General features: G+C 62.8%; 14 protein-coding genes and 1 tRNA gene. 6 read left to right on the top strand and 9 right to left on the bottom strand.

Going from position 1 to position 14,379, the window contains the following annotated elements; all coding sequences use genetic code 11:
• Position 1: 1 nt before the first annotated feature.
• Positions 2–454 (bottom strand): division/cell wall cluster transcriptional repressor MraZ, encoded by a 453-nt coding sequence (mraZ, locus tag IC757_RS03285; RefSeq protein ID WP_190975971.1) that lies wholly within the window; start codon positions 452–454, stop codon positions 2–4.
• An 88-nt stretch (positions 455–542) separates the two neighbouring features.
• On the opposite strand from mraZ, the gene IC757_RS03280 reads away from it, so the two are divergent.
• Positions 543–1,004 (top strand): hypothetical protein, encoded by a 462-nt coding sequence (locus IC757_RS03280; protein WP_190975970.1) that lies wholly within the window; start codon positions 543–545, stop codon positions 1,002–1,004.
• Here IC757_RS03280 and ppnN read toward each other — a convergent pair.
• Entirely contained in the window at positions 986–2,392 is a 1,407-nt protein-coding gene (gene ppnN / locus IC757_RS03275) for a nucleotide 5'-monophosphate nucleosidase PpnN (RefSeq protein ID WP_317976888.1), read from the bottom strand. The genes IC757_RS03280 and ppnN overlap by 19 nt on opposite strands.
• A gap of 161 nt (positions 2,393–2,553) precedes the next feature.
• Here ppnN and IC757_RS03270 point away from each other — a divergent pair.
• A tRNA-Pro gene (locus IC757_RS03270) sits at positions 2,554–2,630 on the top strand.
• Positions 2,631–2,733: 103 nt separating this feature from the next.
• Here IC757_RS03270 and IC757_RS03265 read toward each other — a convergent pair.
• The 3 genes from IC757_RS03265 to IC757_RS03255 form a co-directional block, all read right to left on the bottom strand.
• Positions 2,734–3,990 carry a type II toxin-antitoxin system HipA family toxin gene (locus IC757_RS03265; RefSeq protein WP_190975969.1) on the bottom strand — a complete coding sequence of 419 codons (1,257 nt, stop codon included), beginning with the start codon at positions 3,988–3,990 and terminating at the stop codon, positions 2,734–2,736.
• Positions 3,977–4,294 (bottom strand): helix-turn-helix transcriptional regulator, encoded by a 318-nt coding sequence (locus IC757_RS03260; RefSeq protein ID WP_190975968.1) that lies wholly within the window; start codon positions 4,292–4,294, stop codon positions 3,977–3,979. The genes IC757_RS03265 and IC757_RS03260 overlap by 14 nt, the downstream gene beginning before the upstream one ends.
• Before the next feature lie 126 nt (positions 4,295–4,420).
• Positions 4,421–6,235, bottom strand: a complete 1,815-nt coding sequence (locus IC757_RS03255; protein WP_190975967.1) for a TonB-dependent receptor plug domain-containing protein — start codon at positions 6,233–6,235, stop codon at positions 4,421–4,423.
• A gap of 175 nt (positions 6,236–6,410) precedes the next feature.
• Here IC757_RS03255 and IC757_RS03250 point away from each other — a divergent pair, with 175 nt between their 5' ends.
• The 3 genes from IC757_RS03250 to IC757_RS03240 all read left to right on the top strand — a co-directional run bounded on the left by IC757_RS03250 (position 6,411) and on the right by IC757_RS03240 (position 9,061).
• Entirely contained in the window at positions 6,411–6,986 is a 576-nt protein-coding gene (locus IC757_RS03250; RefSeq protein ID WP_190975966.1) for an NnrU family protein, read from the top strand.
• A gap of 77 nt (positions 6,987–7,063) precedes the next feature.
• Positions 7,064–8,098 (top strand): dihydroorotase, encoded by a 1,035-nt coding sequence (gene pyrC / locus IC757_RS03245; RefSeq protein ID WP_190975965.1) that lies wholly within the window; start codon positions 7,064–7,066, stop codon positions 8,096–8,098.
• 6 nt (positions 8,099–8,104) lie between these two features.
• Positions 8,105–9,061: an L-threonylcarbamoyladenylate synthase gene (locus IC757_RS03240; RefSeq protein WP_190975964.1), complete on the top strand. Its 957-nt coding sequence runs from the start codon at positions 8,105–8,107 to the stop codon at positions 9,059–9,061.
• Positions 9,062–9,086: 25 nt separating this feature from the next.
• Here IC757_RS03240 and IC757_RS03235 read toward each other — a convergent pair whose 3' ends face one another.
• The 3 genes from IC757_RS03235 to IC757_RS03225 form a co-directional block, all read right to left on the bottom strand.
• Positions 9,087–10,898 (bottom strand): hypothetical protein, encoded by a 1,812-nt coding sequence (locus tag IC757_RS03235; RefSeq protein ID WP_190975963.1) that lies wholly within the window; start codon positions 10,896–10,898, stop codon positions 9,087–9,089.
• A gap of 91 nt (positions 10,899–10,989) precedes the next feature.
• Positions 10,990–11,943, bottom strand: coding sequence for an HDOD domain-containing protein (locus tag IC757_RS03230; RefSeq protein ID WP_223846331.1), 954 nt, complete (start codon positions 11,941–11,943; stop codon positions 10,990–10,992).
• 244 nt (positions 11,944–12,187) lie between these two features.
• A complete protein-coding gene (locus IC757_RS03225) occupies positions 12,188–12,538 on the bottom strand; it encodes a hypothetical protein (RefSeq protein WP_190975961.1) in 351 nt (116 codons plus the stop codon).
• Positions 12,539–12,558: 20 nt separating this feature from the next.
• Here IC757_RS03225 and IC757_RS03220 point away from each other — a divergent pair, with 20 nt between their 5' ends.
• Positions 12,559–13,893 (top strand): acyltransferase family protein, encoded by a 1,335-nt coding sequence (locus IC757_RS03220; RefSeq protein ID WP_190975960.1) that lies wholly within the window; start codon positions 12,559–12,561, stop codon positions 13,891–13,893.
• Between the two features lie 39 nt (positions 13,894–13,932).
• On the opposite strand, the gene IC757_RS03215 is transcribed toward IC757_RS03220, so the two are convergent.
• Positions 13,933–14,367 (bottom strand): hypothetical protein, encoded by a 435-nt coding sequence (locus tag IC757_RS03215; protein WP_190975959.1) that lies wholly within the window; start codon positions 14,365–14,367, stop codon positions 13,933–13,935.
• Positions 14,368–14,379: the final 12 nt, after the last annotated feature.

Here is a 14,379-nt window from a genome sequence, read left to right as displayed (position 1 = left end):
CCTAGAGAACCAGTTGCGCCATTTCGGAGGAAGCCTGTTCCTGGATCTCCTTTTCTTCCTCGATACGGCGCTGGTTCAGAACGTCCTCGTTCCAGATTTCGAAGCGCTGGCCCATGCCCATGAACACCACGCGCTTGTCCAGCCCGGCCACCTGTCTGAGCGTGACCGGCAGAAGCAGTCGGGAATTGCCGTCGGGCTCAAGCTGAGTCGCCGAACCCACCAGCCGCCGCTGCAGACTGCGGTGACTGGCATTGAAAGTAGACAGGGACATCACCTGCTCACGGACACGCTCCCACTCCGGCTCCGGGTACAGCCACAGACAACCGGCGTCGAAGGCGGAATAAGTGAGCACAAGGCGATTGCCGCAGGCCGCTTCGAGATCCTCGCGGTAACGCGTCGGAAGCGCCATGCGGCCCTTCGCGTCGAGGTTGATGGCGGTTTCACCAAAGAACACGGCCTGCTACTCTTCTCCACCTGAAAACCACAAATTCCCACAAATTCCCACTTAGCGCCACAATAGACCTGAATGTGACGGGTGTCAAGTGACGCGCGGCCTGGGGCGCGCTGGGGAGAGGGGAGAGGGGGAGGGGGAGAGGGGAGAGGGGGAGAGGGGAGAAGGGGAGAAGGGGAGAAGGGGAGAAGGGGAGAAGGGAGAAGGGGAGAAGGAGAGGGGAGGGAGAAGGGAGAGAAGGGGAGAGAAGGGAGAAGGGAGAAGGGGAGAAGGGGAGAAGGGGAAGGGGAGAAGGGAGAAGGGGAGAAGGGGAGAAGGGGAGAAGGAAAGGGGGAAGAGGGAAAAGGGATTCCGGGTGGGAGCAACATTATCGTTCTCCTCTCCTCCTCTCCTCCTCTCCTCCTCTCCTCCCTCCTCCTCCTCCTCCTCCTCTCCTCCTCCTCCTCCTCCTCCCTCCTCCTCCTCCTCCTCCTCCTCTCCTCTCTCCTCCTCCTCCCTCCTCTCCTCCTCTCCTCCTCTCCCCCTCTTACCCTCTCACCCCACAAGCCGATAACAAGGCTCGTACGGCTTGTCGCCGGGCAGCTTCATGCGATGCTGGGCGACGAAGCGGGTGAGCAGGCGGTCGAGCATGGACATGATTTCCGGCTCGCCCCTGAGTTCGAACGGGCCGTGTTCGCGGATGGCCTGGACGCCGGCGGGCTTGACGTTGCCGGAGACGATTCCGGAAAACACGCGCCGGAGGTTGGCGGCCAGCTCGTGGTTGGGCAGCTCACGGGTTATGGCCAGGTCGATCATGGCTTCATGGGTGGCGTCGAACGGCTGCTGGAATACCGGGTCGATACGCATCTGCCAGTTGTAGTAGAAGGCATCGTTGACCGAAACACGCCAGTCCCGCACCTGATTCATGCCATCGGCCATGTAACGAGCGACGGCAACCGGGTTGTCGATGATCACGTGATAGCGTTTCTGTGCCTCCTGGCCCAGCGTCAGGCCAATGAAGCGATCAATCTCCTCGAAGTAGTCCCGCGCCGACTCCGGCCCGGTAAAGATCAGCGGAAACGGCATGTCCGAGTTCTCCGGGTTGAGCAGCACACCGAGCAGGTAGAGGATTTCCTCGGCCGTACCCACGCCGCCGGGAAAGACGACGATGCCGTGCCCCAGGCGCACGAAGGCCTCGAGACGCTTTTCGATATCGGGCATGATCACCAGTTCGTTGACAATGGGATTGGGCGATTCGGCCGCAATGATGCCGGGTTCGGTGATTCCCACGTAGTGACCCGGCAGCGTGCGCTGCTTGGCATGTCCGATGGTCGCCCCCTTCATCGGCCCCTTCATCGCCCCCGGACCACAACCGGTGCAGATATCCAGCCCGCGCAGGCCCATCTGGTAGCCCACTTCCTTGGTGTAGTCATACTCTTCCGCGCTGATCGAATGACCGCCCCAGCAGACGACCAACCCCGGGTCGCGTTCGGCCTCCAGCAACCTGGCGTTGCGCAGAATCTCGAACACCGTATTGGTAATCCCTTCGGAGCGTTCAAGGTCGAAATACGGGTTGGGCTGGATTTCGGTATGGAAGTAGACGATATCGCGCACCACCGAGGAGAGCAGTTCGCGAATGCCGTAGATCATCCGGCCGTCGACAAAGGCACAGCCCGGGGCGTTGTCCAGGTCAATGCGCATGCCCCGGTTGACCTGGTGGATCTGCAGGCGAAAATCCCGGTAGGCATTGAGCATGCGCTCGGCATCGTCTCCCTGCTCTCCCGAGTTGAGCACGGCCAGCGCCACCTGGCGCAGCAACTCGCCGATCTCCTCGCTGGCATCGGACAGACGCGCAACCTCTTCGCGCGACAGCACCTTCAGACTGCCGGCCGGATAGATGCGTGTGGAGATCTTTTCATCCATGCAACCGCGAACCTTGTGCTGTGTGGCCTGCTGATTCATCTGACTGGTGACTTCTTGAAATGGGAAGACCCCTATTATCGCGGCATTCGCGGCGCCTGTCGGCCAAGATTCCTGCCGCGCATGCACCCCGCCGGGCTGGCACATTCCCGGCCCAACTGCTTGCCTGGCAATCGAGGATGGATTAGACTATCGGGCTTCGTCGGGGTGTAGCTCAGCCTGGTAGAGCACTGTCTTCGGGAGGCAGGGGCCGTGAGTTCGAATCTCGCCACCCCGACCACTACGAATCCCGCAAAAAAAGCCGGCCACTGGGCCGGCTTTTTTTGTTCCCGACCAGTGACTTGGACGCTTCAACCGGCACGACACGTCACACCTGTCGACCCTCAGAAATCGACAAGTACCGATTCGGCCAGCACGGAACGCCGCATCAGATGCCTGGAAAGGGCCGTTGGCAACTCGGCATGACTGGCTGCATCGGCCCATGTATCGGTAATGGTATCGATCATGTCACGGCAGATGGTCTCTGCCTGGAGCCGGTCAAGCCCGAAGCGCCCGCACTTGCTCAGGGCGTTGCTCAACGAGGAGCGTTTTCCCTCGCTGCCAACTTCCATGGCCTGGGTGGATTCGCCACCGACACGCGGCATGACACACAGATCGTAGGCAGGTGTGAGCCGAACCGTGTCACCGCCCCAGAACAAGGCGTGGTTGCGGGCATGATCGTCGGTGTTGCCGATGAGGATATTGAAGACCATGCGGCTGAACAACTCATGGCACTGTTCGACCGGACTGGCACCGAAGCGGCGCAGGTAATCGGCCAGGTCGACGTAGCTGGCATAGCGGGCTTCCATTTCATCCAGTTTCAGCGCGGTGAGTGCGCTGAAGAAGTGGTGACGGGTGTGATGTTCGCCGGTGGTATCGACATCGAAACGCTCGACCAGCAAGGCATCCCTGCCGGCGACATCGAGGCGCTCGTGCCCCGGCACTTCCAGTCCGCACCGCCGAGCCAGGTCCAGCGCCAGTGCTTCCAGGCGAACCATCGGATGCTGGTCCGTCGTCGAGGAGAACTTGGCGATGCAGGGCTTTGCATTGTGGCAGACCAGCACCTTGGGTCGTGCACCTCCGATACTGGTGCCATGCAACAGCGCGGCGGCCAGCTCCGGATCCAGGGGTGCTTGGGTTTCCACGGCTCGGGCTGCCCGGGCGAGAGTCTCGAGATCGGGTGTGTCCATCGGCTCATTGATCTCGAGCCGATCCACGCCGGGCTGGAAATGCAACGCACCGACGCGCTGGCGAGCGGCCTGCAAATAGTCGATCTCGGTCAGCTCCGAGTCTGCACGCGATTCACTCATTCTCAGTCGATACAGCAAAACCCGACGCCCCCAGGCATCGGGTGCGGCATCGCGCAGTACACCGTGAAGCCCACGCCGGGCAGCGTGAACGCCTCGTTCGAGAGGCAGGTCGTGCGGCAACAGGGGAATGGCGTCGGATCGAGCGAGATAACTCCGACCGTACACGTAATCAGAGGCTGCATTCGGTCCGAGCTGGCGCAGTGCGACGCGGCCGCAGACCACCGGTTCGGCCTGCCCGGGCAAGTGAATCCAGACTGCGGTTTCGCGCTGGCCCGGCCTAAAAATCATCATCGATCTCCCGGCGTGAGCGCACCCGGTGAATCATCTCGCCCCGAGCCAGGAGTTCTCCCCTGCGCTCGTCACTCAGGGCGTCGGGGTCGCTGGGCAGCCCCAGGATCCAGCATACGGTCATGACCGTGGCCCAGGCCACGGATCCCCTGCCGGATTCAAGCCGGTGAATGGTCGGCCGGGAACTCCCGGCCCGCTCGGCCAGCTCGGCCTGGGTCATGCCGCATTCCTCGCGAGCCGCCTGAATGAGTTGACCCAGAAGCTGCATCCGCTTGAGCACGGCAGCAGGTGGCACGAAAGCAATCATGATTCACTTCTGATTCACTATATCGTTAGTGAATCATACATGAAGCAGAACTTGACTGCCACTATCCGTGCAACCTCTCAGGGCCGGCTGTTCAGCCGGCCCTTTTTCACGCGCGCACGACTTTCCTCACCGGCCTGTTCTCCAGCCGATGCCGGCGAATACCGCGCGCCCCGGTATCGTGCCGAATCCGGTCTCGACCAGCTCTTCATCCAGCAGGTTCGTTCCCTCCAGCCAGATACCAAGACGCCCGAACTGGCGCGCCAGGCGCACGGATAGCAGGGTTCCCCGATTGTCGCTGCCGCGGTCGGTCCAGCGTAGCTGGAATGACAGGTCGAGATCGCTGCCGGGTTTGATCAGCCCGCCCAGCGACAGTGCATGTCGCGGGTGGTCGGCGGCGTACTTGATCTCGCGGCCAGCCTCATCGAGCCGGATATCGAGCACGGTCCAGGACAGATCAAGATGCCCGACCGACGCGATATCGGCGGGTTGCCAGCGCCACTCGAGCTCCGCGCCACGTCCGCGGTGTCCACCCAGGTTGTCCGCCTGCCAGGTCTGCTCGCCGGGCTGTCGGACCCAATCGATCAACGCATCGGTCTTGCGCTCGAACAGTGCGCCGGCCAGCCGGTGCTCACCGGCAAAATAGCGCAGTCCGGCTTCATAGAGGGTGGAACGCTCCGGTTGCAAGTCCGGTTCACCAACATTGGCGCCGGTGACCAGGAAACGCTCGGTCCAGGACGGCACACGCGCCGTTCTGGCCGCAGACAGGTGAGCATGCCAGTGCTCATTCAGGCGATACCCCAGCCCCAGCGACGGCAGCAGTTCGCTGCCGTAATCGCTGAAACGGATGGCGTTGAGCCCGGCCTCGACACTGCCCCTTGCGCCAACTTCCTGTCGATGCGCCAGCCAGGCCACGGCTTCCTCCCGACGATGATTGTCCAGCGCATTGGACTCGATGCGCTCGCCGGTCCAGCCACCGCCGGCGGCCAGTACACCCTGGCCGGTTTCACGCCGCAGGTCCAGGCGAACGCCCCGTACCGAGGTCTCGTGTTCGTTGATGAATGCAGTGTCGTTGACCAGGGTCCGGAACCAGTCATCGTGGCCGCGCCAGTAGAGCCGGGCATTGACATCCCAGTCGGCCGCGCGGGTGTGACCGGACAGCCAGGCCAGGCGCGAACCGGTTTCCTCGCGCTGATCCGGAAACTCGGCGCTGTAGAACTTCCAGGCGCCGAACTCCTTGTCCTCGGCTCCCAGGCCCCATTCGAGCGCGCCCCGCGCCAACTCGGCATAACCGCTGTAGAGCACACGCCGCAGATCGCTGTCGGCTCGGGACTCGGGCAGGTGACCGTCACTGCTGACCATCGATGCAGACAACATGTGCCCGCGCTGCTCATCACCGGTACCGGCCTGAAGCTGACCGCCCCGCGTGCCGAAACTGCCGGCCCGAAGCTCGACGCCGAACTCGCCCTGGGTCGGACGCCGGGTGATGATATTGATCATGCCACCGGTGGCATTGCCGCCCCAGGCAATGCCGCCGGGACCGCGCACGACCTCGATACGCTCGATATGCGACAGCGAAACCGGCAGGTTGAGATCGTGATGGCCGGTCTGCGGATCCTTCAGCGGAATACCGTTGATCAGCACCAGGGTCTGTTCGTATGCCGTGCCACGTATGCCGACATCGGCCTGAACTCCGCTGGCGCCGCGCCGCCGTATGTCGACGCCGGCCACCGCTGCCAGCAGGTCGGCCAGATTGTCGGCCGGATGGGCCTCGATCTGCGCCCGGTCAACAATACTGATGCTGCCCGGCGACTCGACCAGCAGTCCTCCGGTGGGGCGGGAGTGGACCACAATCCGGTCTGCCTCGGCATCATCGGCAGCCGCTGTTGCGGGTGCACCGGCCAGCATCAGCAGGCCGGTGATCATGATCGAACGTTCAAACATGCGGTTTCGCTCTCGGCTGGGAAAGCGGCACAGTCTACCTCATCTTCATGATCAGGGTTTACAGGCTGACTCCCGCCCTGCGACCCAAGGTGCGGATCAGGGTCAGGGAATGGGGAATGCGATCTACATACCTGCCGGGTTAATATGCCCATCTCTGAGCAACCCGAGACACCCCATGAGCTACCTGATCACCGGCCTGATCCTCTTTCTCGGCATCCACTCTCTGGCCATCATCAGCCCCACTGGTCGGCAGGTACTGAGACAGCGGCTCGGTCGTCTGCCCTATCAGGCCCTCTACAGCCTGATCGCTCTTGTCGGCCTGGTGCTTATCATCCATGGCTGGGGCCAGGCCCGGCTCGACCCCGTGGTGCTTTACCACCCGCCGGGCTGGCTGACTCATGTCAACAATCTCCTGATGCTGCTGGTCTTTCCGCTATTGCTGGCTGCCTACCTGCCCGGCCGCATCCAGCGCACCTTTCGTCACCCCATGCTGGTCGCGGTCAAGACCTGGGCGCTGGCACACCTGCTGGTCAATGGCGAGCTGGCCGCGCTGCTGCTGTTCGGCAGTTTCCTGGCCTGGGCAGTGGTCGATCGCATCTCGCTGAAGCGACGAACCCAATCCGACCTGATCCAGCTGCCGGCCTGGAAGTTCAATGACCTCATCGTGGTGATCGCCGGTCTCGGCCTGCACGTCATTTTCGTGTTCTGGCTGCATCCGCTATGGATTGGCGTGCCTGCCGTTCCGGGTTGAGGCAAGCGGAACCACTGATCCTGGCGCGCTTCGCTGACCGGTACAATGTGCATCCAACCCGCATTGACTGATCCGCCGTGAACCGAATCCGCATCCGCCGCCCCGATGACTGGCACCTGCACCTGCGCGACGGCGCCCTGCTGGAAGCCGTGGTGCCAGCCACCGCGCGCAGCTTCGGCCGCGCCATTGTCATGCCCAACCTCAAGCCACCGGTGCGCACCGTGGCCGAAGCCGGCGCTTACCGCGACCGCATCCTGGCCGCCCGCCCGGCCGGCAGCCGCTTCGAACCGCTGATGACGCTGTACCTGACCGAGACCACCTCGGTCGATGACATTCGCGAGGCCGCCGAAAGCGACTTCGTCCATGCCGTCAAGTACTATCCGGCCGGTGCGACCACCAATTCCGATTCAGGCGTGCGCGAGCTCGAACGCGCCTATCCGGCGATCGAGGCGATGGAAAAGCATGGTGTGCCGCTGCTCATGCACGGCGAAGTCACCGACGGCGACATCGACGTGTTCGACCGCGAAGCGGTGTTCATCGAACGTCACCTGGAAAAGCTGCGCTCGACGTTTCCTGCAATGAAAATGGTACTGGAACACGCCACCACCAGCGATGCCATCGACTATGTCAACTCGGCACCGGGGCCTACCGCGGCCACCATCACGGTGCATCACCTGATGTTCAACCGCAATGCGCTGTTCGAAGGTGGACTGCGCCCGCACCACTACTGCCTGCCGCTGATCAAGCGCGAACGTCATCGCCAGGCACTGCTTGCCGCCGCCACCAGCGGCAATGAACGATTTTTCCTCGGCACCGACAGCGCTCCGCATCCAAAGCATGCCAAGGAATCCGATTGCGGTTGTGCCGGTGTCTACTCGGCCCCGGCCGCCATGGAACTGTATGCAGAAGTGTTCGAGGCAGCCGGTGCGCTGGACAAGCTGGAAGCCTTTGCCAGCCTCAACGGGCCGGCCTTTTATGGCCTGCCCCCCAGCAACGAAACGATCGAGCTGCGAAAGCAGCCCTGGCAGATGGATCGTGAACTGACTGCCGGCCAGGAGACCATCGTACCGTTGCGCGCCGGTGACGAAATCGGCTGGCGCCAGGTTGGCTGAAGTGGCATGATCCGGCTCACTGCCAGCGACGAGGACCTGGCCCGTGCCGCCGAGCTGCTAGAGCACGGCGAACTGGTGGCCGTTCCAACCGAAACGGTCTACGGACTGGCAGCTGACGCATCCAACCCCGATGCCGTTCGCCGCATCTTCGCGGCCAAACGGCGCCCAGCCGACCACCCGCTGATCGTGCACCTGCCGGGCATGGAGTCCATGACCGACTGGGCCGAAGACATTCCCTACAGCGCCCGGCGCCTGGCCGCGGCTTTCTGGCCCGGGCCGCTCACTCTGATCCTCAAGAAGAAGGGCACGGTGGCCGATGTCGTCACCGGCGGCCAGGACACGGTGGGACTGCGCGTACCCGGCCATCCGGTGGCACTGAAGCTCCTTCAGCGTCTCGGACGCGGCATCGCCGCGCCTTCGGCCAATCGTTTTGGCCACATCAGCCCCACGACGGCCGACCATGTCGTCAGTGAGTTCGAAAACGACAATGCGGTGGCTGCCGTCATCGACGGCGGCCCCTGCCATGTCGGCGTCGAATCGACCATCGTCGACTGCACAGGGCCCGAGCCCCGCATTCTGCGCCCCGGCATGATCGGCACCGAGAGACTGGCCATGGTGCTTGGATCGAGACCGGAGATGGCCGGGGAAAAGGAAGGACCGCGCGCGTCCGGCCGACTGGCGTCGCACTATGCCCCGACCACCCGCCTGGAGCTGATCGAGTGCGACGCATTAAGCAGGCCGGATTCGCAAGCCGCCGTGCTGGCTCTGACTTCCACCCCGGACCCCGGCGGATTCAAGGTCTGGACCACGCTGCCCGCCGACCCGGTCGCCTACGCCCGCGGCCTGTATGCCGCCCTTCGCGAACTCGACCGATGTGGCGCCGAACGCATCCTGGTGCAACGCCCGCCGGCCACCGCCGCCTGGGCCGCGGTACGCGATCGACTTGAACGCGCCGCGGCCTGACGCCGGGGTCGGCCAGCCCGACAGATCAGCCGTTCTCGAACCGATCCTGGAACACTTGCTCGCCGAGACGCTCGAAGGCACCGACATCAAACGGCGTGCTCTCGCCCTCATCGCTGTTGGCCACGCCGCGATTGTGGCCATCCAGGTCGGTTTGCGGCGGGATCAGCGGATGGGGCGATCCGACCGGCAGCATTGCGCAGACATCGACCGCGGGGGATCCTGCCGAAAGTCGGTAGTTGCCGGCCTGCGGGTCAACCAGCAACGGATCCTGATCGAGCAGTTGTACAACCAGCGCGGTACTGGTGGCCAGCGCTTCCATCGAATCGGTCTCCGGGGCCACGATGCAGGCCGCGCGGTTGAGTTCGTTGACGCCATCACCGCGATCACGCACCACGGTCGTTCCGGGCTGATCGATAACCAGGCCTTCGAGACCCAGGCGCGCCTCGCGATCATCTCCGCTGAACATGTCGATCAAGGTGTCGTCGGACAAGCCGCCCTGGTGGTTGGCCAAGGTCGAAAAGCGGATCACAACTTCGGTAATGCCGGTATGCGGCGGCCCGCCGGAAATACGGATGACGTTGGTTGTCAAGTTTGAATCACCGGTCTCGTTGTCTGCGATCAGGGCATTCTCGATTAGCATGTTGGCACCATTCTGCGCCTGAATGATTCCTCCGTGCCCGGCAACCGAATTGCCGAGGATTTTAGTCTGGCGGATCTCGGTGCTTGAACCAAAACCACCGGTCACCACATATCCGCCCCTACCTTCATCCTCAGCCGCGTTGCCATGGATGATCGAACACGAACTCAAGTTGGATGCGCCCGGGTTCTGGCAAGACACATCCATATCGGGTTCCATGGTCAGTGATGACCGCAATCCCACATCAAAGGCAGCCGCCAGGGCTTCGGTAACGTTGTTTTCGATGACGGTGTTGATCAGGGCCGCTTCGGCACCGTCGGTCAGAGAAATACCACCCCCAAACAGATCGGCTCCATTGCCTCTTATGGTGACCGGCAGGCTCGGATCGGAACGATCCGAATCGCTGCCGTCGAGTACAAGCACGGCATCGTTGATGGCCCGAATACCGCCCCCACGTTCATCCGCCGTGTTGTTGCGCACGCCGAGGTTACCGGTGCCGCCAGAGTACAGCCGGACCTCGCAGTCATCGGCGTGGATGCCGCCTCCATACTCGGCACCGTTGTTGTAGATTGCCGTGCCGTGTTCGATGGTGACTTCAGATTCGAGACAGGCGATGCCGCCTCCATCTTCATCGGCGTTATTGAGCACGATTTCATTTTCACCCGTCAGTTCCAGGGTCGAGCCGGACCCGACCCGGATGGCACCGCCATTGGATTCACTGGAATTGAAAACAAATTGGGAATCACTCAGCACAACGGCATGATTGCTACCGATGGCAAGTCCCGCGCCGCTGGCCGAGGTCGAGCCCTGGGCAACGTCAATGCGGGCGATCTCGACATCGAGACTGGCGGAGGGATTGGGGTTGAAGACCTCCAATACGCGCTGGTTGAAGTTACCGCGAAGGTCGGAATTGCCGCCGATCGTGTCGCTTCCGCATTCATCGTAGCCGCCCAGCAGCCGGATTGAATTGCTGATGGTATAGGGCGCGTCGTTGTAGGTGCGATCGTTGAGAACGCGCACTTCATCGCCATTGCCGGCATCGGACAACGCCTGGGACAGCGAGTCGGTATCGCATCCCGAGCCACCTCCAACCCAGATGATGTGCTCTTCGGCCTGTGCCAATCCGGCACACATGACCAACACCAAAGCAAACGTTGTCAGCAAATTCACTCGGACTTCATGGATCTTCTTCTGCAGCATTGCTCAACCTATTCTCAGATTCGTGCATACCCCACACAACGGGAGAATCGTGCAGAAGGCGACAACTCGATGAGGACTGAGTGGGATTACGTCAGGCAGGGCCGCTCTCAATGTCAGGCCAATCCTGCGCATAGCCCGGCAAGCCCATGCGCAGGGCTTGCCATTGCTCGTCGTCCAGCACACCGGCGCAGACCAGGGCACGGGCCTGCACATATTGAGCGGCATGCCCGAGAATGTCGGCGCCACTGTCACGTCTCGGTGCCCCTTCCGACCAGGACTCCAGAGCGGATAAGGTGGGTTCCGGAAACTTCCAGCCACGGGCGACGACAACTGCGAAGCGCTTGGCCAGGCCATCCAGCGCGCCGATAAATTCCAGACCGGGCATGGGCTCTTCCAGGTGTCTGAGCCGCCTCAGCAACAGCATCAGACCGCTGCCGTGGCACAGCGCAGCGACGTACAGCTCGAAAGCGTGCTGCTGACCGGCCCGGATGGCAGCCTGTCGTGCGGCCATGGCCACTTCAAGTGTATGGGGCCAAAGTTGCTGCACTGCGGCTGCATCCAGCCGTGAATCACGTCGGAAGTCCGCGATGGGGCTGATGCAGGCTGCTGCGATCACGGCGCGCATGCCGGGAAACCCCATGACCACAATGGCCTGCTCGATGCTGTCCACTGCCTCCCGACGCAGACGCATGGAGGGGCTGTTGACGACTTTCAGCACCTTGGCGGAAAGTACTGGATCATCTTCGACCAGACGAGCCAGTGCCCGTGCACTGGTCTTATCCGGGTCACGCGTTGCGGCCAGCAGGCGGGGCATGGCCGACGGCAGGCGCGGCACCATCGCCGACAGCGAATCGCCCTCGCCCCTGAGCGCCCTGCGCTGTGCGCGCAACCAGGCCTGTTCTGCAGGCTTCAGGGATCGAGCATGCTCGTCGGGGGAAACAAACAGCGCCCTGAAATACTGCGTTGCGACCTCCGCGGCATCCGGCGCTGATTCAGAAACCGCGTTGACCACAACAGAGTCTGTCGCCCCCTTGCCGGCCAGCACCGACAAACCGGGATTCCCAGTTGCCGTTCCGGAGAGCCAGCGACGCAGGCACGATATCATTTCTTGCCCTCGAAACGGTGACAGTGGGATCGTTTCACTGATGCTCCCCCTCCGCCGGCGACCGGACGCTCCCGACGTCCCAATCAACCTGGCAAACTGGTGAATCGGTCACGAAATATACCACGACCTCAATAACAGACAGGTCATTCAGGCTGCCGTGCAAATCTCCAGGCTGGCGCCAGATCTACTGGCCGATGGCCACCACCAGGGCCGCCAGCCCGGCCAGGCCCAGAGCAGTCAGAATCAGCCAGCGCATCATGGTACGGCGGGCGGCATCAGCGCCCTCGTTCTCCAGGCGTTCGAACTCACGCTCATCAAGCGCCGTGTCGGCACGATGATCAGGATCTTCGAGCAATGCCAAGGCATCCTCGGCCTGTTCGGGCAACACCACCCACAGTGCTGCCCGAAACTGCCCCTGGTGAGCCAGATTCAGACGCATCGAGGTCAAGTCGGTCACGTGCGATGCAATGCCGCGGGAGCGCAGAAAAGCCGCGCGTTCGTCGGCTTGCGATCTCGATTCATATCTGGCAATCATTTGCATGCTGACAAGCTACCATGAGAAGAGACAAAAAGGATATCCGCATGAGCGAAGTGCCCGAAGAAAGCAACGCCCGCGACCGCTACCCGGACGCACTGCGCGCCGGCGCCCTGCTGGTGGTGGTATTCGGACACTGGATCGCTACCCTGCCACGGCTGGAAGAAGGCCGGGTCGTGGCCACCGATCACATGCTCGATATCTGGGGTCCGGCCGGTATGCTCACCTGGCTTGTCCAGGTCGTCCCGCTGTTCGTGTTCGTTTCCGCGGCCGTGAGCGCCGATGGTGTCGCCCGCCGGCTGCATCATGGCCACGACCAGATGCACTGGTGGGCCGGCCGTGCGCTGGGGCTGGCACGACCCACCGTTACCTATATGGCTGCGCTGGCAGTCTTTGCGCTGATCTCGCTGTATACCGGCGGCCGGCTGCTCGAACCGTTCAATCACTCACTCACCGTGCATCTGTGGTTTCTGATCATGCTGATCACGGTGCAGGCGCTCTTGCCGCTCAGCGTCGAAGCCGATCGGCGCTACGGACTCAAGGCGGTATTCGGACTGATCGCGCTCGCTGCGCTGGCAGACTTTCTACGCGCTGGCGTTCGATCACCCACCGACCTGCTGCAACTCGGCACGCTGGTGACTGAAGGTGGCGGAGGCATCGGCTGGATCAATGCATTGATCGTCTGGCTGATTCCTCAGCAACTGGGCATTGCCTGGAAACGCAAGCGCTTTGCCGGAACCAGGACCGGACTGGGACTGACATTTTTCGGTCTGGCCTGGCTGTCCGGCACCACCGCCAGTGGCTACCCCACGGCCATGGTGGGTACCGATCTTGAGGGCAAGTCCAATCTGCTGCCGCCAACCCTGGCCCTGATCGGGGTGATGTGGGTCCAGGTCGGCCTGGTGCTGTTGTGCGAGCGGCCCATGCGCTGGCTGCTGGATATGAGACATGCTGCCGCCACCGTCACCTTTCTGGGCGCGCTCGGCATGCCGCTTTACCTCTGGCACAAGCTGGCCGAGCTGCCTGCCGCCTGGATCGGCGAGCGCCTGGGTGCGCCCATGGATGCCGGCGAACCGGGCGATCCGGGTTTCTGGACCGGGCGACTTGTCTGGATCGCCTTGTGCATCGCCATGGTGGCGCCGGTGCTGGTGGCAGTCGTCAGTTTCGAATTGACTCGCAAGCGCGATGTGGCATCGGCCACATCAACCCCTGCCATCCTTGCCGGTGGTTTTGCATTGATGGCGGGGCTGGTGGTGGCCCTCACCACCGGCGCTCTGCCCGGTGCCTTGATCGGGCTGGTCGGAATCGCCGCGGCGTCCTGGTTGCTGCGGGCGCACCCGCAGCCGACCAAGTGATCCGACTTCGGCCAGGCGTCAAAGCCCGGGGAATCGGGCTCAGGCCTTGATTGCCTGGATGATCGAACGCTCAAGCTCGCCGGTAGAGCTGCACTCCGTCGTCCAGCGGCTTTTGTCCAGGTGACGCGACTCAGTGAAGTCGGCTTTCACCTCCACCCGGGTCGTGCCACCGGACTCGGAAACAAACACATTGAAGGCCACGTTGCGGCCACTCGAAGAGGCCAGTCCGCGCGACCCGCAATCGGCCAGGCTGTCTTCAAAACGGGCACGTTCGGCGAAAATCACGCCGCTGTCCCTGGCAATGCTCTTGATCCGGAAATCGGTACCGGACAGGTGAACGACCAGGCGCTCCCAGACCTCGTCATAGGACTGATCAACCGTACCCGACAAGTCTGCGGCATGGGTGGTCGGCTGGCTGGCGCAGGCCGCGAGCATCAGAAACAGAAGGGTGGAAAAAGTCAGCTTGTGCATCATGCGCGATTCCGG

The sequence above is a fragment of the Wenzhouxiangella sp. AB-CW3 genome, assembly GCF_014725735.1.
Classification (GTDB): domain Bacteria; phylum Pseudomonadota; class Gammaproteobacteria; order Xanthomonadales; family Wenzhouxiangellaceae; genus Wenzhouxiangella.
The sequence above is the reverse complement of the archived record's forward strand: the minus strand, read 5'-3'. Positions and strand labels throughout refer to the sequence as shown.

Coding starts and splice junctions, on each gene's coding strand:
- IC757_RS03260 (WP_190975968.1), bottom strand. CDS start 4,294: ATGATTGCTTTCGTGCCACCTGCTGCCGTGCTCAAGCGGATGCAGCTT.
- IC757_RS03235 (WP_190975963.1), bottom strand. CDS start 10,898: ATGCTGCAGAAGAAGATCCATGAAGTCCGAGTGAATTTGCTGACAACG.
- IC757_RS03255 (WP_190975967.1), bottom strand. CDS start 6,235: ATGTTTGAACGTTCGATCATGATCACCGGCCTGCTGATGCTGGCCGGT.
- IC757_RS03250 (WP_190975966.1), top strand. CDS start 6,411: ATGAGCTACCTGATCACCGGCCTGATCCTCTTTCTCGGCATCCACTCT.
- IC757_RS03225 (WP_190975961.1), bottom strand. CDS start 12,538: ATGATTGCCAGATATGAATCGAGATCGCAAGCCGACGAACGCGCGGCT.
- IC757_RS03220 (WP_190975960.1), top strand. CDS start 12,559: ATGAGAAGAGACAAAAAGGATATCCGCATGAGCGAAGTGCCCGAAGAA.
- IC757_RS03265 (WP_190975969.1), bottom strand. CDS start 3,990: ATGATGATTTTTAGGCCGGGCCAGCGCGAAACCGCAGTCTGGATTCAC.
- IC757_RS03240 (WP_190975964.1), top strand. CDS start 8,105: ATGATCCGGCTCACTGCCAGCGACGAGGACCTGGCCCGTGCCGCCGAG.
- IC757_RS03215 (WP_190975959.1), bottom strand. CDS start 14,367: ATGATGCACAAGCTGACTTTTTCCACCCTTCTGTTTCTGATGCTCGCG.
- ppnN (WP_317976888.1), bottom strand. CDS start 2,392: ATGAATCAGCAGGCCACACAGCACAAGGTTCGCGGTTGCATGGATGAA.